We start from the raw sequence: 22,928 nt of genomic DNA, 5'->3' as shown, positions 1-22,928 counted from the left end.
CCCGGCCACTGGGAGGGCGACCTCATCATCGGCAAGGACGGGAGATCGGCCATCGGCACGCTGGTCGAGCGCGCCACCCGCTACGTCATGCTCCTACACCTGCCCGGCGACCACGGCGCAGAGAACGTCCGGGACGCACTGGTCACCACGGCCCGGACCCTGCCCGCCCACCTCAGACGATCACTGACCTGGGACCAGGGCTCCGAGATGGCCGCCCACGGCTCATTCACCCTCGCCACCGGCATCCCGGTCTACTTCTGCGACCCGGCCAGCCCCTGGCAGCGCGGATCGAACGAGAACACCAACGGCCTGCTGCGGCAGTACTTCCCCAAGGGCACCGACCTGTCCGTCCACACCCCAGAGCACCTGGCCTCCGTCGCCGCCGAACTCAACGGCCGACCACGCAAAACGCTCGGCTGGGAAACCCCAGCCGAGCGCCTGCATAAACTGCTCACGGCTTGATCAACACAACCGTGTGTTGCAACGACCGCTAGAAACCGCCATCAGGCCGCGGCCCCCTAGGTGGTGTGCCGTCTCGCCCTCAGGGCCAGCGACAGGGCCAGGACCGTCTGGGGGTCGTCCAGGTCCGTGCCGAGGAGTTCGGAGATGCGGGCCAGGCGGTTGTAGAGGGTCTGGCGGTTGAGGTGGAGTTCGCGGGCCGTCTCCGCCTTGCGGCCCGCGTGGGCCAGGTAGGTCTCCAGGGTCGGCAGGAGCGGCGGACGCGACGTGCGGTCGTGGTCGCGCAGGGGGCCGATCGCGCGGTCCACGAAGGCGGCCAGGTCCGGGTGGTCCCGCAGGCGCCAGAGCAGCAGGTCGGTGTCGAGGCGGCGGGCGTCGTACCACGGAAGTTCCGACAGGCCCTGCGCCGCGGTCGCCGTCTCCGCCGCGTGCCGCAGGCCCGCCGACGCGGCCGCCCAGCCGCCCGCGACGCCCACCACGACGACCGGCGGGTGGACCCCCGCCCGCTCCAGTCCGGCCCGCTCGACGCCGGCCCGCAGCGCCGCCGCGACCCGGTCCGCGACCGCCGTGCGCTCCGACTCCGAGCGCAGGCCCAGCAGGAGCGGGACGCGGCCCTCGACCGGGCGTACGCCGAGCAGCACGGGCACGCCCACCGAGGCGAGCTCCTCCAGGACCGCGCGGGCGAGCAGGGCCCAGTTGCCCGAGGGGGACAGTTCCGAGGCGAGGCGCATGACGACCGGGAGCAGGGGGCCGTCGCCCGGTCTGAAGCCGAGGACGCGGGCCTGGGCCGGCGCGTCCTCCGCCGTGATCCGGCCCTCGGCGAGGTCGGTCAGGAAGTCGCCGCGGCCGCGCGCGGCCAGCTCCTCCTCCTGCCGGGCCTGCATCAGGACGACCGCCAGGAGGCCCGCGGCGCGTTCGGCGGCCATGCGGTGGACGGGGGAGAGGGGGGAGGAGACGGCCAGCAGCACCAAGCGGGCCCGCACCGACGCGGAGCCCGGACCCCCGCCCGGTACGTCGACGAGGACCGCGCCCGTAGGCGGCCCGGACTCCCGCGCCGCCCGCTGCCCGCGCAGCCCGTCCCACACCTGGAGCGGGTCCGCGGGGCCCGACTCGGTGCCCGCCGCGTACAGGAGCTGGCCGTCGGCGGTCTCCAGGAAGACCGGGTTGAGCGAGAAGTCGGCCAGGATCCGCAGCACCTGCGGCACCCCGCCGCCGCCGAGCAGCGCCTCGGTGCACTGCCGGTGGACGTCCTCGGCCTGGCGCAGCATCGCGTAGTGGCCGTTGACGATCTCGGTGTGGATCTCCTCCGTGACGGCGACGAAGGGGACCTCGCGGTGGAGCTGGACGAGCGGCAGGCCGGCCGTACGGGCGGTCTCCACGATGGTGGCCGGCAGCCGGGCGAAGCGCGGCCCGAGCTCGACCACGAGCGCCGCGATGCCCCGCTCGGCCAGCTGCCGTACGAAGGCCCGCTGCTCGGCCGGCCGGGTGCCGAGCCCGAGCCCTGTGGTGAGCAGCAGCTCGCCGCCCTTGAGCAGCGAGGCGATGTTCGGCACCTCGCCCGCGTGCACCCAGCGCACCGTACGGTGCAGCCGGTCGGCGCCCGCGACGACCTCCGGGAGCCCGCTGCGCAGGCCCGGCAGTTCGAGGGCCCGCTGCACGGTGATCCCGCCCTGACTCTCCATGCAGCCGGACGCTACCCGCGTCCGTGATCCGACGACATCACCACGGCGTGACGCGACCGGACAGTTCGTACAGGAGGGCGACAACTCGTCGTCCCATGGCGGGAATTGTGCGACCGCATGTCGATTGTGGCCTAGGTCACTCAGGAGGATGCTCTCGCGCCATGGCAGAGAACCCCTCCTCAGAGGTCCACCGGCTGAAGCCGAACTCGGTCGGGATCGTCGGCGTCGTCTTCATGGCGGTTGCCACGGCCGCCCCCATCACCGCGATGACCGGCAACCTCCCCATCGCCGTCGGCTTCGGCAACGGCACCGGCGCCCCCGCCGGGTACCTCTTCGCGACGGTCGTCCTGACCGTCTTCTCGGTCGGCTATGTCGCCATGGCCAAGCGGATCACCGCCGCCGGCGCCTTCTACGGCTACATCTCGCACGGCCTCGGCCGGATCGCCGGCATGGCCTCCGGGATGCTCGCCGTCCTCGCGTACATCGTCTTCGAGGCCTCGATCGTCGGCGTCTTCGCCTATTTCGCCAGGACGACGGTGGCCGATCAGCTCGGTGTGGATCTGCCGTGGATCGTGTACGCGGCCGCGATGCTCGCGATCACCGCGGTCCTCGCGTACTTCGACATCAACCTCACCGCCAAGGCGCTCGGCGTGATGCTGATCGCCGAGATCGCCGTCCTGTTCGCGGTCGCCACCGCCGTGCTGATCTCCGGCGGCGGCCCCGACGGCATCCCCGTCGAGCCGGTCGACCCCAGGAACGCGTTCACCGGCTCCTCGGCCGGCCTCGGCCTGTTCTTCGCGTTCTGGTCCTGGGTCGGCTTCGAGTCGACCGCGATGTACGGGGAGGAGTCCCGCGACCCCAAGCGGGTCATCCCGCGGGCCACGCTCATCTCCGTCATCGGCGTCGGCCTCTTCTACATCTACGTGTCGTGGATGACCATCGCCGGGAACGGGCTCGCCGGATCGGTGCAGCTGTCGGCCTCCGCCTCACCCCTGGACCTCTTCTTCGCCCCCACCGAGTCCTTCATCGGCGGCTGGGCCGTCGACGCCTTCCAGTGGCTGCTGCTCACCGGCTCCTTCGCCTGCGGCATGGCCTTCCACCAGTGCGCCGCCCGCTATCTCTACGCCATCGGCCGCGAGGGCTTCCTCCACCCGGCGCTCGGCCGCACCCACCCGCGGCACGGCTCGCCGTACCTCGCCTCCTTCGTGCAGAGCGCGATCGCCGTCGTCCTCGTCGGCGCGTTCTGGCTCACCGGCCAGGACCCGTACATCCACCTCTACACGCTGCTCGCGATCCTCGGCACGATGGCGATCCTGATCGTGCAGACGCTGTGCTCCTTCGCCGTGGTCGGCTACTTCCGCCGGAACCACCCCGAGGACCGGCACTGGTTCAGGACGCTGACCGCCCCGCTCCTCGGCGGCCTCGGCATGACCGCCGTCGTCGTACTGCTGATCATGAACATGGAGACCGCGGCCGGGCTCGCCGCCGGCTCCCTCTTCTTCAAGGCCATCCCCTGGATCGTCGGCGCCGTCTTCCTCGGCGGCCTCGGCCTCGGCGTCTACCTCAAGGCCCGGCGGCCCGAGCGCTACGAGATCATCGGCCGGATCGTCCTGGAGGACGCCGCCGAGCGCACCGACGACGGCACGGAGCAGGTGCCGGCCCCCGTACCCCAGAGCTGAACCCCCTCACCCCCAGGAGCGCCCCATGGCACGCACCAACCCGATGCACCTCCTGAAGAAGCTGGCCGCCGAGCACGCCGACGCCCGACGGCTCCGCATCCCCGTCGACGAGCTCAGAGACATGAGGAAGGACGCCCTCGGGCGCCGCACCCTCCTCAGGTACGCGGCCGCCGCCGGGATCGCCGTCGGCGCGGGTACCACCGCCCCCGCCGCAGCGGCCACCCCCGATCCGAAGGCGAAGGGCACCGCGAGGATCGCGGTCGTCGGGGCCGGGATCGCGGGCCTCACCGCCGCCCTCACCCTCCAGGACGCGGGCCTGAACCCCGTCCTCTACGAGGCCGACCCCGCCCGCGTCGGCGGCCGCATATGGACCCAGCGCGCGCACTGGGCGTACGGGCAGACCTCCGAGATCGGCGGCGAGCTCATCGACACCGGCCACAAGAAGATCCTCGAACTCTGCCGCCGCTTCGGCCTCGCCACCGAGGACTTCCTCGGCGGCGGGCCCAACGGCGCCGAGGAGGTCCTGTGGTTCGGCGGCGCCTACTACCCGCGCGAACAGGCCGACGACGACTTCAACGCGGTCTACCAGTCGCTGCGCCGCGACCTGTCGCAGGCGGGGGAGGTGTTCTGGAACCGGACCACCCCCACCGGCACCGCGCTCGACGAGATGTCGGTGTACGAGTGGATCGAGAGCCGGGTCCCCGGCGGCCACTCCTCGCCGCTCGGCCGGTTCATCGACGTCGCCTACAACGTCGAGTACGGCGCCGACACCACCGAACAGTCCTCGCTCGCCCTGGTCCTGCTGATGGGCTATCAGACGAATCCGGGCCACTTCAACATCTGGGGCCTGTCCAACGAGCGCTACCACGTCGTCGGCGGCAACGACCGGCTCCCGAACGCCGTCGCGGGCGCCCTCAAGCCCGGCACCCTGCGCAGGGGATGGTCCCTCGACGCCGTACGCGCGGGCGCCGGCGGCACCCAGACGCTCACCTTCACCGAGGCGGGCGCGACCCGGACCGTCACCGCGGACCACACGATCCTGTGCGTCCCGCTGCCGGTCCTCCAGCGGCTCGACCTCACTCAGGCCGGCTTCGACCCGCTGATGAGGAACCTGCTGCGGGACGCGCGGACGGGCTACTGCACCAAGCTCAACATGCAGTTCGCCACCCGCCCCTGGCGCGGCACCGGCCCCTGGCCCGGGGTCTCGGCAGGGGACTGCTTCACGGACACCGAGGTCCAGCAGACCTGGGACACCACCAAGATCCAGGGCGGCACCGGCGGCATCCTCCTCCAGTACGGGGGCGGCACCCTGGCCCGGTCCCTCAGCCCGGCCGGACCGTTCTCCACCGAGTCCGACCCGTACGTACGGGACCTGGCCGCCCGCTACCTGAGGGGGATCGACGCCTTCTTCCCCGGCACCTCCACGGCGTACACGGGCCGCGCCCAGCTCTCCGCGTGGCACCTGAACCCGTACGCCCTCGGCGCGTACTCCTGCTGGCCCGTCGGCTATCTGCACCGGTACGCCGGATACGAGGGCACCGCCCAGGGCAACGTCCACATCGGCGGTGAGCACTGCTCCTACGACTTCCAGGGCTTCATGGAGGGCGGCGCCACCGAGGGCGAGCGGGCCGCGAAGGAGGTGATCGCCGCGCTCGGGTGACGCCCGCGTGCCTCAGGCGGCCGGGGTGATGTTGTGGTTGAAGCGGAAGGTGTTGTCGGGGTCGTACGTGGCCTTGACCCGGGCCAGGCGCTCGTAGTTGTCGGTGCCGAAGCCCTCGACCACCCGGCGCTGTCCCTCGTCGCCGGTGAAGTTGAGGTAGACGGCCCCGGTCGACCACGGTTGTGAGTCGGCCCGTACGTCCTTGACCCACTGCACGGCCCGCGCGTCGTCGGCCGGGTCCTCCCACACGGCGAAGGGGTGGACGCCCCACGGGGCCGTCCGCCACGGGATCGGGTAGTCGGTCGGGCCCGCGGCCACCTGCCCGCCCAGCGGGAACATCACGTGCTGCATGCCCGACGGCACGATCATGTCGTCGGACCGGGCGCAGAAGGCGTCGACGGCCTCGTCGGGGAACGCGGTCATGTACTCGGCCGACCAGTAGTTCCGCATCCCCGGCGGGTCGTCGAGCATGCACTGGAAGTCGACGTACGGCATATCCATGACCATCTCGACGGCCGGCTTGAGGGTGAACAGCGGCGCGGCGAACTCGCGCGCCTCGGCCACCGGGCCTGCCCAGGTCACCAGGGCGCCGCAGAGCAGCGTTCCCCGCAACTCCTCGGGGACGAACTCCTCGGGCGGTGCGGTGAGGTAGATCGCGCCGCCGCCCGCGTTGTCCGGCGCGTCCGCGAGCAGGTCGCGGTAGGCCCGGACCACCTCGGGGCCCGCCGGCGCCGGGTACAGCAGCATCACGAAGCCGAACGCCGGGAGGGGATGGACCCGCAGCGTCATCGAGGTGACCACCCCGAAGTTGCCGCCGCCGCCGTGCAGCGCCCAGAACAGCTCCGGGTTCTCCTCGGCGTCGGTGTGCACGTGCTTGCCCTCGGCGGTGATCAGCTCCGCGGCCAGCAGGCTGTCGCAGGCGAGCCCGAACCTTCGCTCCAGCCAGCCCGATCCGCCGCCCAGGGTGAAGCCGCCGACGCCGGTCGTGGACGCCCGGCCGCCGGTGACCGCCACGTGGAACGGCTGGCAGGCGTGGTCCAGGTGACTCATCGTGGCTCCGCCGGCCACCCGTACCGTCATGTTCTCCGGGTCGGCGACCACCGCGTGCATCCGCCGCAGGTCCACCACGAGCCCGCCGTCGTTGAGCGCCGAGCCGGCCACGCTGTGCCCACCGCCGCGCACCGCGATGGGGAGCCCGGTCTCCCGGCCGAACAGGACCGCGTTGGAGACGTCCTCCGGGGTCTCGCACTGGGCGATGACGGCGGGACGCCGGTCGATCATCCCGTTGAAGACGACCCTCGCCTCGTCGTAGCCGGGATCGCCCGGCGTGAACACCTGGCCCGCGAGATCCTCGCGCAGACCGGCGAGGGCGCTGTCCGTCACGGTGGGGGTGGGGGAGGCCATGGGGATGCCCCCCTTTCGTACGGGGGGACAGGACACCTTCATCGTAGGTCCGGGTCCGGTCCCCCGCGTCTCGGCAGGGCGGGCACCTACACGCCGGGGGCCGTCAGCTCCGTACGCGCCGAGGCTTCAGCCCCCCGTACGCCGCCGAAGCGAGGCCTCAGCCCCCGTACGCGCCCGAGGCGGTCAGCCGCAGGGCCGTGTCGATCAGCGGGACGTGGCTGAAGGCCTGCGGGAAGTTGCCCACCTGGCGCTGGAGCCGCGGGTCCCACTCCTCGGCGAGCAGTCCCAGGTCGTTGCGGAGCGAGAGCAGCTTCTCGAAGAGCTTGCGGGCCTCGTCGACCCGGCCGATCATCGCCAGGTCGTCCGCGAGCCAGAACGAGCAGGCCAGGAAGGCGCCCTCGTCGCCCTCCAGGCCGTCCACGCCCGCCTCCTCGCCGGCGGTCGGATAGCGCAGCACGAAGCCGTCCTCCGTCGACAGCTCCCGCTGGATCGCCTCGATCGTGCCGATCACCCGCTTGTCGTCCGGCGGCAGGAAGCCCATCTGCGGGATCAGCAGCAGAGAGGCGTCCAGCTCCTGGGAGCCGTAGGACTGGGTGAAGGTGTTGCGCTCCTTGTCGTAGCCCTTCTCGCAGACGTCCCGGTGGATGTCGTCGCGCAGCTCGCGCCAGCGCTCCAGCGGGCCGTCGGCGTCGCCGGACTCGATCAGCTTGATCGTGCGGTCGACGGCCACCCAGGCCATCACCTTGGAGTGCGTGAAGTGCCGGCGCGGGCCGCGCACCTCCCAGATGCCCTCGTCGGGCTGGTCCCAGTTCTTCTCCAGGTAGTTGATCAGCTTGATCTGGAGCAGCGAGGCGTAGTCGTTGCGGGACAGGCCCGTCATGTGCGCCAGGTGCAGGGCCTCGGTGACCTCGCCGTACACGTCGAGCTGGAGCTGGTTGGCGGCCCCGTTGCCGACCCGGACCGGGCCGGAGTTCTCGTAGCCGGGCAGCCAGTCGAGCTCCGCCTCGCCGAGCTCGCGCTCGCCGGCGATGCCGTACATGATCTGCAGGTTCTCGGGGTCGCCGGCGACCGCGCGCAGCAGCCAGTCCCGCCAGGCGCGGGCCTCCTCGCGGTAGCCGGTGCGCAGCATCGAGGAGAGGGTGATCGCCGCGTCGCGCAGCCAGGTGTAGCGGTAGTCCCAGTTGCGTACGCCGCCGATCTCCTCGGGCAGGGAGGTGGTCGGGGCGGCCACGATGCCGCCGGTCGGCGCGTAGGTGAGCGCCTTCAGGGTGATCAGGGAGCGGATCACGGCCTCCCGGTAGGGGCCGTGGTACGTGCAGTGCTCGACCCAGTCGCGCCAGAAGTCGGCGGTCGCCTCCAGCGAGCCCTCCGGGTCCGGCAGCGGCGGCGGCTCCTTGTGCGAGGGCTGCCAGGACAGCGTGAAGGTGATCCGGTCGCCGGGGGTGACGGTGAACTCGGAGTACGTGGTGAGGTGCCTGCCGTGGGTCTCGGCGTCGGTGTCCAGCCACACCGAGTCGGGCCCGGCGACGGCCACCGTACGGTCGCCGACCTTGTGCACCCAGGGCACCACCCGGCCGTAGCTGAACCGCATGCGCAGCGAGGAGCGCATCGGCACCCGGCCGCTGATCCCCTCGACGACGCGGATGAGCTGCGGGGCGCCGTCGCGCGGGGGCATGAAGTCGGTCACCCGGACCGTGCCGCGCGGGGTGTCCCACTCGGATTCCAGGATGAGCGAGTCGCCGCGGTAGCGGCGCCGGTCGGCGGACGCCGGCGGGGCGCCCTCGGGCCCGGCGGGGCCGACCCGCCAGAAGCCGTGCTCCTCGGTGCCGAGCAAGGCCGCGAAGACGGCGTGCGAGTCGAAGCGGGGGAGACAGAGCCAGTCGACACTGCCGTCCCGGCAGACCAGAGCGGCAGTCTGCATGTCTCCGATGAGTGCGTAATCCTCGATGCGCCCGGCCACGTGCTTCACTCCAGTCGAACGGCCACGTCCGCCCCGCGGGGCGCTTACTACAGGTCAGCGGTCAAGGGATCGTTGACGAGCTCATGGTCCGGGTGACGGGCGGGGGTGGTGCCGGTGCCGGTCCCGGCTCGGCAACGCATGTCCGAGCAGGATACGACGCACCCTAGTGACCGGCTGCTCCGATCTTGTAACGGCGCTGCTCCGTTCGGGTGAAGGGGTCTTGACCGCGGGCGTGTCACCGCCCTGAGACCACGGTCCCGGCCCGGCGTGTCGCGGTCCGTGTGCACCCGACTGCCCCGTGTGGCCGGAAGCGGTCTCCCGTTGTCGCTGATACCCTGGTACCCCGTGGACCGGTGGGAAACGGCGACAGCCGAGGACCCCGAAACCGCAGCGACGGCACCCCCCGATTCTTCCGGAGGGGACGCCGGAACGCACCTCCAGAACGCGACCACGGGAGCCCCCTCTTGGCGATGCCGCCCAACACCACGACGACCAAGCACATCTTCGTCACCGGGGGTGTCGCCTCCTCCCTCGGCAAGGGCCTGACCGCCTCCAGCCTGGGTGCGCTCCTCAAGGCCCGGGGCCTGCGGGTCACGATGCAGAAGCTCGACCCGTACCTCAACGTCGACCCCGGCACGATGAACCCGTTCCAGCACGGCGAGGTCTTCGTCACCAACGACGGCGCCGAGACCGACCTGGACATCGGCCACTACGAGCGCTTCCTCGACGTCGACCTCGACGGCTCGGCCAACGTCACCACCGGCCAGGTCTACTCGCAGGTCATCGCCAAGGAGCGGCGTGGCGAGTACCTGGGCGACACCGTGCAGGTCATCCCGCACATCACCAACGAGATCAAGTCGCGGATCCGCCGCATGGCGACCGACGACGTCGACGTCGTCATCACCGAGGTCGGCGGCACGGTCGGCGACATCGAGTCCCTGCCGTTCCTGGAGACCGTCCGCCAGGTGCGTCACGAGGTCGGCCGCGACAACGTCTTCGTCGTGCACATCTCGCTGCTGCCCTACATCGGCCCCTCCGGCGAGCTGAAGACCAAGCCGACCCAGCACTCGGTCGCGGCCCTGCGCAACATCGGTATCCAGCCGGACGCCATCGTGCTGCGCGCCGACCGCGAGGTCCCGACCGCCATCAAGCGCAAGATCTCGCTGATGTGCGACGTCGACGAGGCCGCGGTCGTCGCCGCGATCGACGCCAAGTCGATCTACGACATCCCGAAGGTGCTGCACTCCGAGGGCCTGGACGCCTATGTCGTCCGCAAGCTCGACCTGCCCTTCCGCGACGTGGACTGGACCGTCTGGGAGGACCTCCTGGACCGCGTCCACAACCCCGACCACGAGGTCACCGTCGCGCTCGTCGGCAAGTACATCGACCTGCCCGACGCCTACCTCTCGGTCACCGAGGCCATGCGGGCCGGCGGCTTCGCGAACAAGGCCCGGGTCAAGGTCAAGTGGGTCACCTCCGACGACTGCAAGACCGCGGCCGGCGCCGAGAAGCAGCTTGGCGACGTCGACGCGATCCTCATCCCCGGCGGCTTCGGCGACCGCGGTGTGAGCGGCAAGGTCGGCGCCATCCAGTACGCCCGCGAGAACAAGGTGCCGCTGCTCGGCATCTGCCTCGGCCTGCAGTGCATCGTGATCGAGGCCGCGCGGAACCTGGCCGACATCCCCGAGGCCAACTCCACCGAGTTCGACCCGGCCACCGCCCACCCCGTCGTCTCGACGATGGAGGAGCAGCTGGCGTACGTCGAGGGCGCCGGCGACCTGGGCGGAACGATGCGCCTGGGCCTCTACCCGGCCAAGCTCGCCGAGGGCTCGGTCGTGCGCGAGACCTACGGCGACGAGCCGTACGTCGAGGAGCGCCACCGTCACCGCTACGAGGTGAACAACGCGTACCGCGCGGAGCTGGAGAAGAAGGCCGGTCTGGTCTTCTCCGGCACCTCCCCGGACAACAAGCTCGTCGAGTACGTCGAGTACCCGAAGGAGATCCACCCCTACCTGGTCGCCACCCAGGCGCACCCGGAGCTGAAGTCCCGCCCGACCCGCCCGCACCCGCTGTTCGCGGGCCTGGTCAAGGCGGCCGTCGAGCGCAAGACGGGCAAGAGGGCGAAGTAAGCCCGGTCACCCTCTGGCGTTAACGTTGCCGGGGTACGTGTCCCCTTCCGGGGGCCGTACCCCGGCTTTCGTATGTGGGAGAGGACAGCTGATGCAGGTGCAGGACACCCCGGAGGAGTGGCGGGTAGTCGCCACCGCCACCCCCTTCACGGGCAACAAGACGAGTGTCCGCACGGACGACGTGGTCATGCCGGACGGCTCGGTCCACCGCCGCGACTTCCAGGTCCACCCCGGATCGGTCGCGGTCGTCGCCCTCGACGAGCAGGACCGGGTCCTGCTGATCAAGCAGTACCGGCACCCGGTGCGCCAGAAGCTGTGGGAGATCCCGGCCGGTCTGCTCGACGTGCCCGGCGAGAACCCGCTGCACGCGGCGCAGCGCGAGCTGTACGAGGAGGCGCACGTCAAGGCCGAGGACTGGCGGGTCCTCACGGACGTGTACACCACGCCCGGCGGCTGCGACGAGGCCGTCCGCATCTTCCTGGCGCGCGACCTGTCCGAGGCGGAGGGCGAGCGGTTCGAGGTCTCCGAGGAGGAGGCCGACATGGAGCACGCCCGGGTCCCGCTCGCCGAACTGGTGCGGGGCGTCCTCGCCGGCGAGCTGCACAACAACTGCCTGGTCGTGGGCGTGCTGTCGCTGACGGCCGCGCGCAGCGGCGACGGCCTCGAGGCGCTGCGTCCGGCCGACGCGCCGTGGCCGGCACGGCCGTTCGAGGCGTAGTACGGCCGTACGGGACGCGGGGCGCGGCCGGTCGGACAATCCACTGATCCGATCGGGGGATTTGTCCGCCGCGCTCCGCCGGGTCCGCACCGCGCCCTGAACTACGCTCGGGATCGCCCGCGCGGAGACCCCCGCGGGATCGGCTCGTGCGCAGGTGGACGGGAGCGTGGCCCGTGACGGATCAGGCGGTTGGGGGTGCCCCCGGACGAAGTCTGGGGGAGGTCGGCGCCTCGCAGTTCTACGGCCGCCAGCGGGAGTTGAAGGCCCTGCGCGCCGACATCGAACGCACCGGACTCGACACTCTCACCGGCCGCAAGGCACCCCGCGCACGGGTCCTGCTCATCGCTGGAAAGCCCGGATCCGGGCGGACCGCGCTCGCCGAGGAGCTAGCCGGCCGGCTCGCCGGCGACTACCCCGACGGGGTGTTCCGGGTCCGGCTCACCGAGCCCGGCGGCGACCCGGTCCCCACCGGCCGGGCCGCCCAGGACCTGCTCGCCGCCCTCGGCGTCGCCGAGCCGCCCGGCGCCGACGACGACGAACTCGGCTCCCTGGTACGCGCGGCCTTCGAGGGCCGCAGGGCGCTGCTGCTCCTCGACGACGCCGTCGACGCCGAGCAGGTCGACCCGCTGCTCCCCGACAACCCCGACATCCTGGTCGTCGGCGTCTCCCGCGGTCCGCTCACCGGCATCCCCGACGTCCGGCCCTGCACCGTCGGCGGGCTCGACCCCAAGTCGGCCATCGAACTGCTCACCGCGTTCACCGGCTCCGTCCGCGTCACCGTCGACCCGCAGGCCGCCGAGACGCTCGCCGAGGAGTGCGGTGGACTGCCCGCCGCGCTCGTGCTCGCCGGCGGCTGGCTCGCCGCACGTCCCAAGGCCTCGGTCGCCGACCTCGCCAAGCGGCTGCGCGCGCTCACCGGCGACCCGGTCGGCCGGGCCTTCACCCTGGTCCACGAATCGCTGTCGCCGACGGCCGCCCGGATACTGCGGCACCTGTGCCTCGCCCCGCTGGGCCGGGCCGACGCGCACACCGCCTCCGCGCTGGCCGGCTGCTCGGTCTCCGCGGCGGACACCACCCTGGCCGACTTCGCCGCGCTCGGCCTCGTACGGGAGACCCCGGGCGGGGACGGGCAGTACGAGCTGCCCGCGCATCTCGTACCCCTGCTGCGCGCGGAACTGGAGGAGCGCGACCGGCCCGCCGAGGTGCAGCTGGCCCGCGCCCGGATGCTGGAGCGGACCGTGCGGCTGCTGCAGTCCAGCCGCGCGGTCACCGAACCCGAGGGCTCCGCGGCCCGCCGCAAGCTCGCCGGGCTGCCGCGCGCCCTGCGCTTTCCCAACGCCGCCACCGCCGCCGCCTGGCTGGACAGCCGCCGGCCCGTGCTGCTCGCCGCGGCCCGGCTCGCCGTCGCCGACGGGGAGCTCGACACCCTCGCGCGCCGGCTGATCGCCGCCCTGGTCAGGGCGCTGGCCGCGCACCGGGGCGCCGAGGCCGCCGCCCCCGACCTCTACGGACTGCACCGGCTCGTCCTCGACGTCGCCGAGCGGCGCGGGCTGCACCGCGAGCGGGCCGCGGCCCTGCTGAACCTGGCCGATCTCGACGCCAGGACCGGCCGTGCCGAGGACGCTCTGCTGCGATATCGGTCGGCTTTGGCGGCCGGAAGGGAAGCAAATGACCCGTACGCGATCGGTCGGGCGATGGAATCCGTAGGTGGCACGTATCAAGAGCTGGGGGACTGGCAGCGGGCCGGCGACTGGTACGGGCGGGCGCTCGCCCAGCGCCTGGCCCGGGACGAGCGCGCCGACCAGGCCCGGCTCTACGGCCGGCTCGGCGCGGTGCACACCTACGCGGGCCGGTACGGGGAGGCGCTGCGCAACTGGCGCGCCGCCGCCGCGGGCTACCGCAGGCTCGACGATCTCCCGGGCCACGCGCGGGCGTTGAGCGAGGCGGCCCGGGTCCAGGAGTACGCGGGCCGGCCCGAGGAATGCCTGCGGACCTGCGAGGAGGCGGTGGAGTGGGCCCGGCGCGCCCAGGACGTACGGCTCCAGGCGGCGCTCCAGCTCAGGCTCGCCGACACGCTGGACCGGCTCGGCGACCCCGCGGCGGCCCGATTGCACCGGTCCGCGGCCGAAAGGCTCCTTGGAGGCGAGTCTTCCGCCTACGAAATCCGTAGTGCTTCCGTGGAAGATTAATGCTTTGCAAGGCTAGACACGGGGAACTCCTTCATTAGACTGGGTGCGCCGCGTTCGACCGCGGTCTGTCCCGGTGCGCCACGTTGCATCCGGGTATGTATCGCAGTGCACCCCCGTTATCCCCTGATTCAAGGACCGTGATCGACGATGAAGGTCGGCATCCCCCGCGAGGTCAAGAACAACGAGTTCCGCGTGGCCATCACCCCTGCCGGTGTCCACGAGCTCGTCCGCAACGGCCACCAGGTCTTCGTCGAGCAGAACGCCGGTGTGGGCTCCTCGATCACGGACGAGGAGTACGTCTCCGCCGGCGCGCAGATCCTGCCGACCGCGGACGAGGTCTGGGCCACCGCCGACCTGCTGCTCAAGGTCAAGGAGCCCATCGCGGAGGAGTACCACCGTCTCCGCAAGGACCAGACCCTCTTCACCTACCTGCACCTCGCCGCCTCCAGGGAGTGCACGGACGCCCTCCTGGAGTCCGGCACCACCGCCATCGCGTACGAGACGGTCGAGACCGCGAACCGCGCGCTCCCGCTGCTCGCCCCGATGTCCGAGGTCGCGGGCCGCCTGGCCCCGCAGGTCGGCGCCTACCACCTGATGCGCTCGGCCGGCGGCCGCGGCGTGCTCCCCGGCGGCGTGCCCGGCACCCACGCCGGCGAGTGCGTGGTCATCGGCGGCGGCGTCTCCGGCTGGAACGCCGTGCAGATCGCCATCGGCCTGGGCTTCCACGTGACCCTGCTCGACCGCGACATCAACAAGCTCCGTGAGGCCGACAAGATCTTCGGCACGAAGGTCAAGACGATCGTCTCCAACGCCTTCGAGCTGGAGAAGGCCGTCATCGAGGCCGACCTCGTCGTCGGTGCCGTCCTCATCCCGGGCGCCAAGGCCCCGAAGCTGGTCACCAACGAGCTCGTCGCCAAGATGAAGCCCGGAAGTGTCCTTGTCGACATCGCGATCGACCAGGGCGGCTGCTTCGAGGACTCCCACCCGACCACCCACGCCGAGCCGACCTTCCAGGTCCACAACTCGGTCTTCTACTGCGTCGCCAACATGCCGGGCGCGGTGCCGAACACCTCCACCTACGCCCTCACCAACGCCACGCTGCCCTACATCGTGTCGCTGGCGAACAACGGCTGGGCCGAGGCACTGCGCCGCGACGCCGCGCTGGCCAAGGGTCTCAACACCCATGACGGCAAGGTGGTTTACAAGGAGGTCGCCGAGGCGCACGGCTACGAGCACGTCGAGCTGAGCACCCTCCTGGGCTGACCCGCCGATCGCCGTAGACAGGGAGAAGAAACGGTCGGTCAACGCCTGCCGTCAACCCCGTACACCGGGCCGGACCTTGCTGAGCGAGGTCCGGCCCGATGTGTGTCCGGCCACGTTCCGACGCCTGGTCAACTCGCCTCGAACGTAACTCTTTAACCGTTTCGCGCACCCCTGAAACGTGCGGTTCCCTGCCCGCGCACCCTTGACAGAGAGGTGTTCGGTTGCCGACACATCGGGCCGGGTCCGGCGGATTGTGTTGCTGCGGAGCGGTGACACGCCATAGAGTCGCCAACCGTCGGCATGGTGCCACGCTGACCTATCGATAAATGTTCCTGGTCACATCCAAGGAGGTAAGACGACTTGTGAATGAGTCGACATTTACTCCCGGGGGTGGGGAGCCAGGAGCCCCGATCGGCTCCGTCGCGGTGCGGACCTTCGCGACGCACCAGCCCATGACGCCAGCCCATACGATGAAGATGACGGACGGCCTACACGTGAACGCCACGGCCGGCAACGAGATGGGCCGAGAGTCCACCCACTTCGCCGCCTTTGACGAGGTGCCCGAGGGGCACTTCTACGACCCCGACGCCGAGTACGAGCCCGACCCGGAGTACGCGGCCACCCTCGCACCCGACGCTGCCCGCCAGCGCCGCGAGCGGATCGGCCCCACCGGACGGCCCCTGCCGTACTTCCCGATTCCGGGCCCGCTGACCGACCACGGTCCCGCGAAGATCATCGCGATGTGCAACCAGAAGGGCGGCGTCGGCAAGACCACGTCGACCATCAACCTGGGTGCCGCGCTCGCCGAGTACGGACGACGGGTGCTGCTCGTCGACTTCGACCCGCAGGGCGCCCTGTCGGTCGGTCTCGGCGTGAACCCGATGGAGCTCGACCTCACCGTCTACAACCTGCTCATGGAGCGGGGCATGTCGGCGGACGAGGTGCTGCTCAAGACCGCCGTGCCCAACATGGACCTGCTGCCGAGCAACATCGACCTGTCGGCGGCCGAGGTCCAGCTGGTCAGCGAGGTCGCGCGCGAGTCCACCCTGCAGCGTGCCCTCAAGCCGCTGATGAACGACTACGACTACATCGTGATCGACTGTCAGCCCTCGCTCGGCCTGCTGACCGTCAACGCCCTGACGGCGGCTCACAAGGTCATCGTGCCGCTGGAATGCGAGTTCTTCGCGCTGCGCGGTGTGGCCCTGCTGACCGAGACGATCGAGAAGGTCCAGGAGCGGCTCAACCCCGACCTGGAGCTCGACGGCATCCTCGCCACGATGTACGACTCGCGGACGGTGCACTCGCGCGAGGTGCTCGCGCGCGTCGTCGAGGCCTTCGACGACCACGTGTACCACACGGTGATCGGCCGTACCGTGCGCTTCCCGGAGACCACGGTCGCCGGCGAGCCCATCACCACGTACGCCTCGAACTCCGTGGGCGCCGCCGCCTACCGTCAGCTCGCCAGGGAGGTGCTCGCCCGGTGTCACGCCGAGTGAGTCTGCCCGGCGCCGACGAACTCTTCCGTACGACCGGGGGGATGGCGCTGCAGGCGTCCTCGCCGCGCCGGGCCGTCCCGGCACCGGCGGGGGAGAGCGACACCGCGGCGGCGGAGGGCTCCGCCGAGCACGCCCCGGCGGACTCCGAGGACGCGGAGCCGCGCGCCCGCGCCACGGAGCCGGAGGCCCCCGCGCCGGCGCCCGCCCCGGCGGCGAAGGCGGCTGCCCCGTCCGCCGCGCCCGCCCGGCGGCGGGGGCGCACGTCCAACCGGCGCCCGAGCGGGCGTGAGCGCCACGACGAGAAGATCACGGTCTACGTCTCCGCAGAGGAGCTGATGGACCTGGAGCACGCGCGCCTGGTGCTGCGCGGCGAGCACGGCCTCGCGGTCGACCGCGGCCGGATCGTCCGCGAGGCGGTCGCGGTGGTCCTGGCGGACCTGGAGTCCCGCGGCGACGCGAGCATCCTCGTCCGCCGCCTGCGCGGCCGCTGAGGGTACGCTGCGGGCTGCCGTGCCCTTGCTCCACCAGGACCCCGATGCCCCCACCCCCTGACGAAACGTCCCGCCCGCCCCGCCGCCGCACCCTGGGCCGGGGGCCGGGGGCGTCGTCGGCTCCGGCTCCGGCCGTGGGGGCGGTGGGGGAGCCCGAGGGCGCCGGGCCCGGCCCGGCGGAGGAACCGGCCGCACCGGCCGTCGAGGAGCCGCCCGTCACGGCCCTTGAGCAAGCCACGGATGAGGAGCCGGCCGTAGCGGAGCCGGCCGACGAGGAACCCGCCGTCGAAAAGCCGGCCGACGAGGAACCCGCCGTCGAGGAGCCCGCCGTAGCGGAGCCGGTCGTCGAAGAGCCGGCCGACGAGGAACCCGCCGCCGGCGACGGGCGCTTCACCGTGCGTCTCGCGAACTTCGAGGGACCCTTCGACCTGCTGCTCCAGCTCATCGCCAAGCACAAGCTCGACGTCACCGAGGTCGCCCTCTCCAAGGTCACCGACGAGTTCATGGCGCACATCAGGGCCATGGGACCCGACTGGGACCTCGACCAGACGACCGAGTTCCTGGTCGTCGCCGCCACCCTGCTCGACCTCAAGGCCGCCCGGCTGCTGCCCGCCGCCGAGGTGGAGGACGAGGCTGACCTGGCGCTCCTGGAGGCGAGGGACCTGCTCTTCGCGCGGCTGCTGCAGTACCGCGCGTACAAGCAGATCGCCGAGATCCTCGGCGCGCGCTGGGAGACCGAGGGCCGCCGGTACCCCCGTACCGTCGGCCTGGAACCGCACCACGCCGAGCTGCTGCCCGAGGTCGTCATCTCCATCGGCGCCGAGGGCTTCGCCCGGCTCGCGGTCAAGGCCATGCAGCCCAGGGCCAGGCCGCAGGTGTACGTCGACCACATCCACGCGCCGCTGGTCAGCGTCCGCGAACAGGCGGGGATCGTCGTCGCCCTGCTGCGCGAGCGCGGCACCCGGAGCTTCCGGGAGCTCGTCGAGGGCGCCGGCGACACCCTCACCGTCGTCGCCCGCTTCCTCGCCCTCCTGGAGCTCTACCGCGAGAAGGCCGTCGCGCTGGACCAGGAGACCGCGCTCGGCGACCTCACCGTCTCCTGGACCGGCGGCGAGACCGACGCGGCCGGCGCCGTCACCGACGAGTTCGATCCGGAGGACGCCTCATGAGCGATCTGAGCGATCTCAAGCCCGCCCTCGAAGCCGTCCTCCTGGTCGTCGACGAGCCCGCCACCGAGGCCCACCTCGCCAAGGTCCTCGACCGCACCCCCCGTGAGGTCGGCGAGGCCCTGCGCGAGCTCGCCGACGAGTACACCGCCCAGGGGCGCGGTTTCGAGCTCCGCGTGGTCGCCGGCGGCTGGCGCTTCTACACCCGCGCCGAGTACGCCCCCGCCGTCGAGGCCTTCGTCCTGGACGGCCAGCAGGCCCGGCTCACCCAGGCGGCCCTGGAGACCCTGGCGGTCGTCGCGTACCGCCAGCCGGTCAGCCGTTCGAGGGTCTCCGCCGTCCGCGGGGTGAACTGTGACGGGGTCATGCGCACCCTGCTCCAGCGGGGTCTGGTGGAGGAGGCGGGCGCGGAACCCGAAACAGGTGCGATCCTGTACAGGACGACGAACTACTTCCTGGAGCGGATGGGCCTGCGCGGCCTGGACGAGCTCCCGGAGCTCGCGCCCTTCCTCCCTGAGGCGGAGGCGGTGGAGCCGGACTCCCTGGAGGGCGTTCCGTCGTTCGATCCGGACGCAGACGAGACAACGGAAGTTTGATGCGAAGCAGCAGCGGCAGGAACAGCGGAAACAACGGCGGGAGCCGTGGTGCCAAGAGCGGCGGCCGCGGCAACTACAGGGGCGCGGGCAACAGCCGCGACGACCGGGGCGGCCAGGGCGGTCAGGGCCGCGGCGGTCAGGGCGGTCGCGGCGGCCAGGGCGGCGGCCAGGGCGCCGACCGTCCGCGCCGGCCCCGCCCCGAGGAGCGCTCCTACGACGTGGACGGCCTCGCCGGCCGTCCCTCCGACGGCCCGAAGCGCGGTCGCGGCGACGCCGCCCGCGGCGGTGCCAAGGGCGGCCCCAGGCAGTCCCCGAAGCGCGGCACCGGTGGTCGTACGGCCCCGGCGCGCTCGCGCGAGTACGACGCCCGTGCCGAGGAGCGCAACCGCGAGCGTTACGCGAACAAGCCCGAGGTCAAGACGCCCAAGACGTTCCCCGGCGCCGAGCAGGAGGGCGAGCGCCTGCAGAAGGTGCTGGCCCGCGCCGGCTACGGCTCGCGCCGTGCCTGCGAGGAGCTGATCGAGCAGTCCCGCGTCGAGGTCAACGGCAGCATCGTGATCGAGCAGGGCCAGCGCGTCGACCCGGAGAAGGACGAGATCAAGGTCGACGGCCTGACGGTCGCCACCCAGTCGTACCAGTTCTTCGCGCTGAACAAGCCGGCCGGCGTCGTCTCCACCATGGAGGACCCCGACGGCCGGCAGTCCCTCGGCGACTACGTCACCAACCGCGAGACCCGTCTCTTCCACGTCGGCCGGCTCGACACCGAGACCGAGGGCATCATCCTGCTCACCAACCACGGCGAGCTGGCCCACCGTCTCACCCACCCCAAGTACGGCGTGAAGAAGACCTACCTGGCAGCCATCACCGGCCCGCTGCCCCGCGAGGTCGGCAAGCGGCTGAAGGACGGCATCCAGCTGGAGGACGGCTACGCCCGCGCCGACCACTTCCGGGTCGTCGAGCAGACCGGCAAGAACTACCTGGTCGAGGTCGTGCTCCACGAGGGCCGCAAGCACATCGTGCGCCGCATGCTCGCCGAGGCGGGCTTCCCGGTGGAGAAGCTGGTCCGCACCGCCTTCGGCCCGATCACCCTGGGCGACCAGAAGTCGGGCTGGCTGCGCCGCCTGAGCAACACCGAGGTCGGCATGCTGATGAAGGAAGTCGGCCTGTAGCCGTTCGACCGGTCTTCCGCGAGAGGCCCGTGACCGCCCGCCGGTCACGGGCCTTCGTGCATCTGTTCGCCTCCCTCGCTTGTGTGTGAAGCTGCCGCGGTTTTATAGTCAGAGTGACTCTTAAAGGTCCGGGGTGGGGAGGCGCACGCATGAAGCGTTACGGGCACGGCCTGGTCCTCGGCGCGTTCTGCCCGCCGTACGCCCCCCACCACCGGCTCGTCCGCGCCGCCCACGAGCGCTGCGAGCGGCTCACCGTCCTCGTCCGCGGCTGCCCCGACGACCCGCTGCCGCTCGCCGAACGGGTCGCCTGGATGCGCGAGCTCCACCCCGAGGCCCTCGTCACCGGCACCACCGTCGACGACCCCCTCGACGCGTTCGGCGAGCCCGTCGACGCCGTCTTCACGCCCGAGCAGGCGGGTGACGAGGTGCTCGCCGACCCCGCCGCCCACTGGGACCTCCTGGAGGCGCCCGTACGGGCCGCGCTCACCCGGCGCGTGGTCGTCCTCGGCGCCGGGCGCAGCGGCAGCACCACGCTGGTCCGCGCCCTCACCGACCACTACCGGCGACGCGGCGGCGTCTGGACCCGGACCCGGTACGTCGCCGAGTACGCGCCCGAGTACCGCGCCGCCCGCGACGGGGCGCCGCTGCGCTCGTGGGACTACCCGCTCATCGCCCTCGGGCAGGCCGAACGCGAGGAGGAGGCCGCCAGGGACGGCTCCCCGGTTCTCTTCTGCGACACCGACGCCTTCACCGTCGCCATCCGCCACGAGCGGGACCTGGGCACCCGCAGCCCCGCGACCGGCGAGATAGCCGCCCGCGCCCGCCACCACCTGTGGCTGCTCACCGACCACCGCGGGATCGACTGCCCCGAGGAGGACGACCGGCTGCGACCGTGGACGACCGCCCGGCTGCTCACCCAGCTCACCCGCACCGGGCGCCGCACCGCCGTCCTGACCGGCCCGCACGAGGAACGACTCGCCTCGGCCGTCGCCGCCGTGGACACCCTGCTCGCGGAACGCGCCGACCGGCCCGGGCGGCCGGGCCGCCTCGACCCGAGCCACCCGGACCGCCCGACCCCCGTGAGCCACCGGAACCACCCGGAGCGTCGATGACCGCCGCCCACCCCGCCCTCGACGAGGACTACGACCCCCACGCCTTCGAGCCCTTCGCCCTCACCGCCGACCTCGCCGTCTTCACCGTCCGCGAGGGCCGGCTGCACGTCCTGCTCGTCGAACGCGGCCGGCCGCCCTACGCCGGCACCTGGGCCCTGCCCGGCGGATTCGTGCTGCCCCACGAGTCGGCCGAACAAGCCGCCCGCCGCGAACTCGCCGAGGAGACCGGCCTGTCCGGCGCCACCGCCGCCCGGCTCCACCTGGAACAGCTGCGCACCTACAGCGACCCCGGCCGCGACCCCCGGATGCGGGTGGTCTCCGTCGCGTACACCGCGCTCGTCCCCGACCTGCCCGAGCCGCGCGGCGGCGGCGACGCGGCACAGGCCCGCTGGCTGCCGTACGACACGGTCCACGCGCTCGCCTTCGACCACGACCGCATCCTCGCCGACGCCCGCGAGCGCATCGGCGCCAAGCTCGAGTACACCTGCCTCGCCACCGCCTTCTGCCCGCCCGAGTTCACCCTCGGCGAGCTGCGGCAGGTGTACGAGACGGTCTGGGGCGTCGCACTCGACCGCCCCAACTTCCGGCGCAAGGTCCTCGCCACCCCCGGCTTCGTCCGGGCCGTCGAGGCACCACCGCGCCGCACCGGCGGACGGGGGAAACCGGCCGCTCTCTACCGGGCGGGGCAAGCCACCGCGCTCCACCCGCCACTGCTGCGACCGGAAGGACGAACCGCATGACCAAGCAGGCCGCCACGGGGGCCCTGACCGGCCTGGCGCTCGGTGACGCGCTGGGCTTCCCGACCGAGTTCAACGACGTGCCCACGATCCTGGCGAAGACCGGGCCGTGGCGGACGATGGAGCTGCCCGTGCAGCGCGGGACGGCCTACATCACCGACGACACCCAGATGACCCTCGCGCTCGCGCGGGGCGTGCGCACCGCCATGGACCGGGGCGTCCTCGCGCCGCTGCGGCTCGCCCGGCCGGTCCGCGACGAGTTCGTCGACTGGTACCACTCCCCGGAGAACAACCGGGCCCCCGGCAACACCTGTCTGCGGGCCTGCATGCTGCTCGACTCCGACCGGGCCTGGCAGGACGCCAGCCAGGTCGGCTCCAAGGGCTGCGGCGCGAACATGCGGGTCGCGCCCATCGGCCTCGTGCCCGGGCTCGGCGACGAGCAGCGCTCCGGCGCCGCCCAGCTCCAGTCCGCCCTGACCCACGGCCACCCCACCGCCCTCGCCGCCTCCGACCTGACGGCCCACGCGGTGTACCTGCTCGCCCAGGGCGTGGACCCGGCCGGGCTCGTCGGCCGGCTGCGCTCGTACGCGTACGACAACCGCTCCCGCTACCAGGAGCGCTGGCTCGGCGACCTGTGGACCCGCTCCCAGGACCCCTCCGCCCGGCACTTCATCGAGCGCGGCTGGGACGAGTGCCTGGCCGTCCTGGAACGCCTGGACGCCGTCCAGCGCACCGCGGACCCCGAGCTCGACCCCTGCACGTACACCGGCGACGGCTGGATCGCCGAGGAGGCACTCGCCACCGGGCTGCTCTGCTTCCTGCTCTTCCCCGGCGACCCGCTCACCGCCCTGCGCCGGGCCGCCTGCACCCGCGGCGACTCCGACTCCCTCGCCTGCCTGACGGGCGCGTTCGCGGGCGCCCATCTGGGCGCCGGGGCCTGGCCGAAGGAGTGGGTGGCGGTGGTGGAGCACCGGGACGAGCTGCTGGAGTTCGGCGCGCTCTGGGACGCCGTCTGACC

18 protein-coding genes are annotated in these 22,928 nt (G+C 72.2%); 15 read left to right on the top strand and 3 right to left on the bottom strand.

Going from position 1 to position 22,928, the window contains the following annotated elements; all coding sequences use genetic code 11:
- On the top strand, nucleotides 1–462 hold a 462-nt coding region (locus tag ACIGEZ_RS10900), incomplete at its 5' end, for an IS30 family transposase (RefSeq protein ID WP_399828671.1).
- A gap of 56 nt (nucleotides 463–518) precedes the next feature.
- Here ACIGEZ_RS10900 and ACIGEZ_RS10895 read toward each other — a convergent pair.
- Entirely contained in the window at nucleotides 519–2,141 is a 1,623-nt protein-coding gene (locus ACIGEZ_RS10895) for a PucR family transcriptional regulator (RefSeq protein ID WP_399828669.1), read from the bottom strand.
- A gap of 161 nt (nucleotides 2,142–2,302) precedes the next feature.
- Between ACIGEZ_RS10895 and ACIGEZ_RS10890 the strand changes: the two genes are divergently transcribed.
- Both ACIGEZ_RS10890 and ACIGEZ_RS10885 read left to right on the top strand, forming a co-directional pair.
- The gene (locus ACIGEZ_RS10890; protein WP_399828667.1) at nucleotides 2,303–3,820 is read left to right on the top strand and encodes an APC family permease; all 1,518 of its coding nucleotides are present in this window, start codon (nucleotides 2,303–2,305) and stop codon (nucleotides 3,818–3,820) included.
- Nucleotides 3,821–3,845: 25 nt separating this feature from the next.
- Nucleotides 3,846–5,480, top strand: a complete 1,635-nt coding sequence (locus tag ACIGEZ_RS10885) for a flavin monoamine oxidase family protein (protein WP_399828664.1) — start codon at nucleotides 3,846–3,848, stop codon at nucleotides 5,478–5,480.
- 12 nt (nucleotides 5,481–5,492) lie between these two features.
- Here ACIGEZ_RS10885 and ACIGEZ_RS10880 read toward each other — a convergent pair whose 3' ends face one another.
- Together ACIGEZ_RS10880 and ACIGEZ_RS10875 are read right to left on the bottom strand one after the other, a co-directional pair.
- Nucleotides 5,493–6,884 carry an FAD-binding oxidoreductase gene (locus ACIGEZ_RS10880; RefSeq protein ID WP_399828661.1) on the bottom strand — a complete coding sequence of 464 codons (1,392 nt, stop codon included), beginning with the start codon at nucleotides 6,882–6,884 and terminating at the stop codon, nucleotides 5,493–5,495.
- A gap of 157 nt (nucleotides 6,885–7,041) precedes the next feature.
- Nucleotides 7,042–8,844, bottom strand: coding sequence for a glycoside hydrolase family 15 protein (locus tag ACIGEZ_RS10875; RefSeq protein ID WP_399828658.1), 1,803 nt, complete (start codon nucleotides 8,842–8,844; stop codon nucleotides 7,042–7,044).
- A gap of 470 nt (nucleotides 8,845–9,314) precedes the next feature.
- Between ACIGEZ_RS10875 and ACIGEZ_RS10870 the strand changes: the two genes are divergently transcribed.
- From ACIGEZ_RS10870 to ACIGEZ_RS10815, 12 genes are all read left to right on the top strand, one after another.
- On the top strand, nucleotides 9,315–10,973 hold the full coding sequence (locus ACIGEZ_RS10870) for a CTP synthase (protein ID WP_399828655.1): 1,659 nt from the start codon (nucleotides 9,315–9,317) through the stop codon (nucleotides 10,971–10,973).
- Nucleotides 10,974–11,064: 91 nt separating this feature from the next.
- Nucleotides 11,065–11,691 (top strand): NUDIX domain-containing protein, encoded by a 627-nt coding sequence (locus ACIGEZ_RS10865; RefSeq protein WP_399828653.1) that lies wholly within the window; start codon nucleotides 11,065–11,067, stop codon nucleotides 11,689–11,691.
- A 173-nt stretch (nucleotides 11,692–11,864) separates the two neighbouring features.
- The gene (locus tag ACIGEZ_RS10860; protein ID WP_399828650.1) at nucleotides 11,865–13,880 is read left to right on the top strand and encodes a tetratricopeptide repeat protein; all 2,016 of its coding nucleotides are present in this window, start codon (nucleotides 11,865–11,867) and stop codon (nucleotides 13,878–13,880) included.
- A gap of 147 nt (nucleotides 13,881–14,027) precedes the next feature.
- Entirely contained in the window at nucleotides 14,028–15,143 is a 1,116-nt protein-coding gene (gene ald, locus ACIGEZ_RS10855; RefSeq protein WP_399828648.1) for an alanine dehydrogenase, read from the top strand.
- Between the two features lie 470 nt (nucleotides 15,144–15,613).
- A complete protein-coding gene (locus ACIGEZ_RS10850; protein WP_046909525.1) occupies nucleotides 15,614–16,639 on the top strand; it encodes a ParA family protein in 1,026 nt (341 codons plus the stop codon).
- Nucleotides 16,636–17,130 (top strand): hypothetical protein, encoded by a 495-nt coding sequence (locus ACIGEZ_RS10845; RefSeq protein ID WP_399828716.1) that lies wholly within the window; start codon nucleotides 16,636–16,638, stop codon nucleotides 17,128–17,130. The genes ACIGEZ_RS10850 and ACIGEZ_RS10845 overlap by 4 nt, the downstream gene beginning before the upstream one ends.
- A 44-nt stretch (nucleotides 17,131–17,174) precedes the next feature.
- Nucleotides 17,175–18,299, top strand: a complete 1,125-nt coding sequence (locus ACIGEZ_RS10840) for a segregation/condensation protein A (protein WP_399828646.1) — start codon at nucleotides 17,175–17,177, stop codon at nucleotides 18,297–18,299.
- Nucleotides 18,296–18,892, top strand: a complete 597-nt coding sequence (gene scpB / locus ACIGEZ_RS10835) for an SMC-Scp complex subunit ScpB (RefSeq protein ID WP_399828643.1) — start codon at nucleotides 18,296–18,298, stop codon at nucleotides 18,890–18,892. Before ACIGEZ_RS10840 ends, scpB begins: the two co-directional genes overlap by 4 nt.
- Nucleotides 18,892–20,061 carry a pseudouridine synthase gene (locus tag ACIGEZ_RS10830; protein ID WP_399828640.1) on the top strand — a complete coding sequence of 390 codons (1,170 nt, stop codon included), beginning with the start codon at nucleotides 18,892–18,894 and terminating at the stop codon, nucleotides 20,059–20,061. The genes scpB and ACIGEZ_RS10830 overlap by 1 nt, the downstream gene beginning before the upstream one ends.
- A 149-nt stretch (nucleotides 20,062–20,210) precedes the next feature.
- Nucleotides 20,211–21,173 (top strand): AAA family ATPase, encoded by a 963-nt coding sequence (locus ACIGEZ_RS10825; protein ID WP_399828638.1) that lies wholly within the window; start codon nucleotides 20,211–20,213, stop codon nucleotides 21,171–21,173.
- On the top strand, nucleotides 21,170–21,913 hold the full coding sequence (locus ACIGEZ_RS10820) for an NUDIX hydrolase (RefSeq protein WP_399828637.1): 744 nt from the start codon (nucleotides 21,170–21,172) through the stop codon (nucleotides 21,911–21,913). The genes ACIGEZ_RS10825 and ACIGEZ_RS10820 overlap by 4 nt, the downstream gene beginning before the upstream one ends.
- Nucleotides 21,910–22,926, top strand: coding sequence for an ADP-ribosylglycohydrolase family protein (locus tag ACIGEZ_RS10815; protein ID WP_399828635.1), 1,017 nt, complete (start codon nucleotides 21,910–21,912; stop codon nucleotides 22,924–22,926). Before ACIGEZ_RS10820 ends, ACIGEZ_RS10815 begins: the two co-directional genes overlap by 4 nt.
- The last annotated feature ends 2 nt before the right edge of the window (nucleotides 22,927–22,928 follow it).

The sequence above is a fragment of the Streptomyces sp. NPDC085481 genome, from assembly GCF_044541845.1.
In the GTDB taxonomy this organism is placed as follows: Bacteria; Actinomycetota; Actinomycetes; order Streptomycetales; family Streptomycetaceae; genus Streptomyces.
The sequence above is the reverse complement of the archived record's forward strand: the minus strand, read 5'-3'. Positions and strand labels throughout refer to the sequence as shown.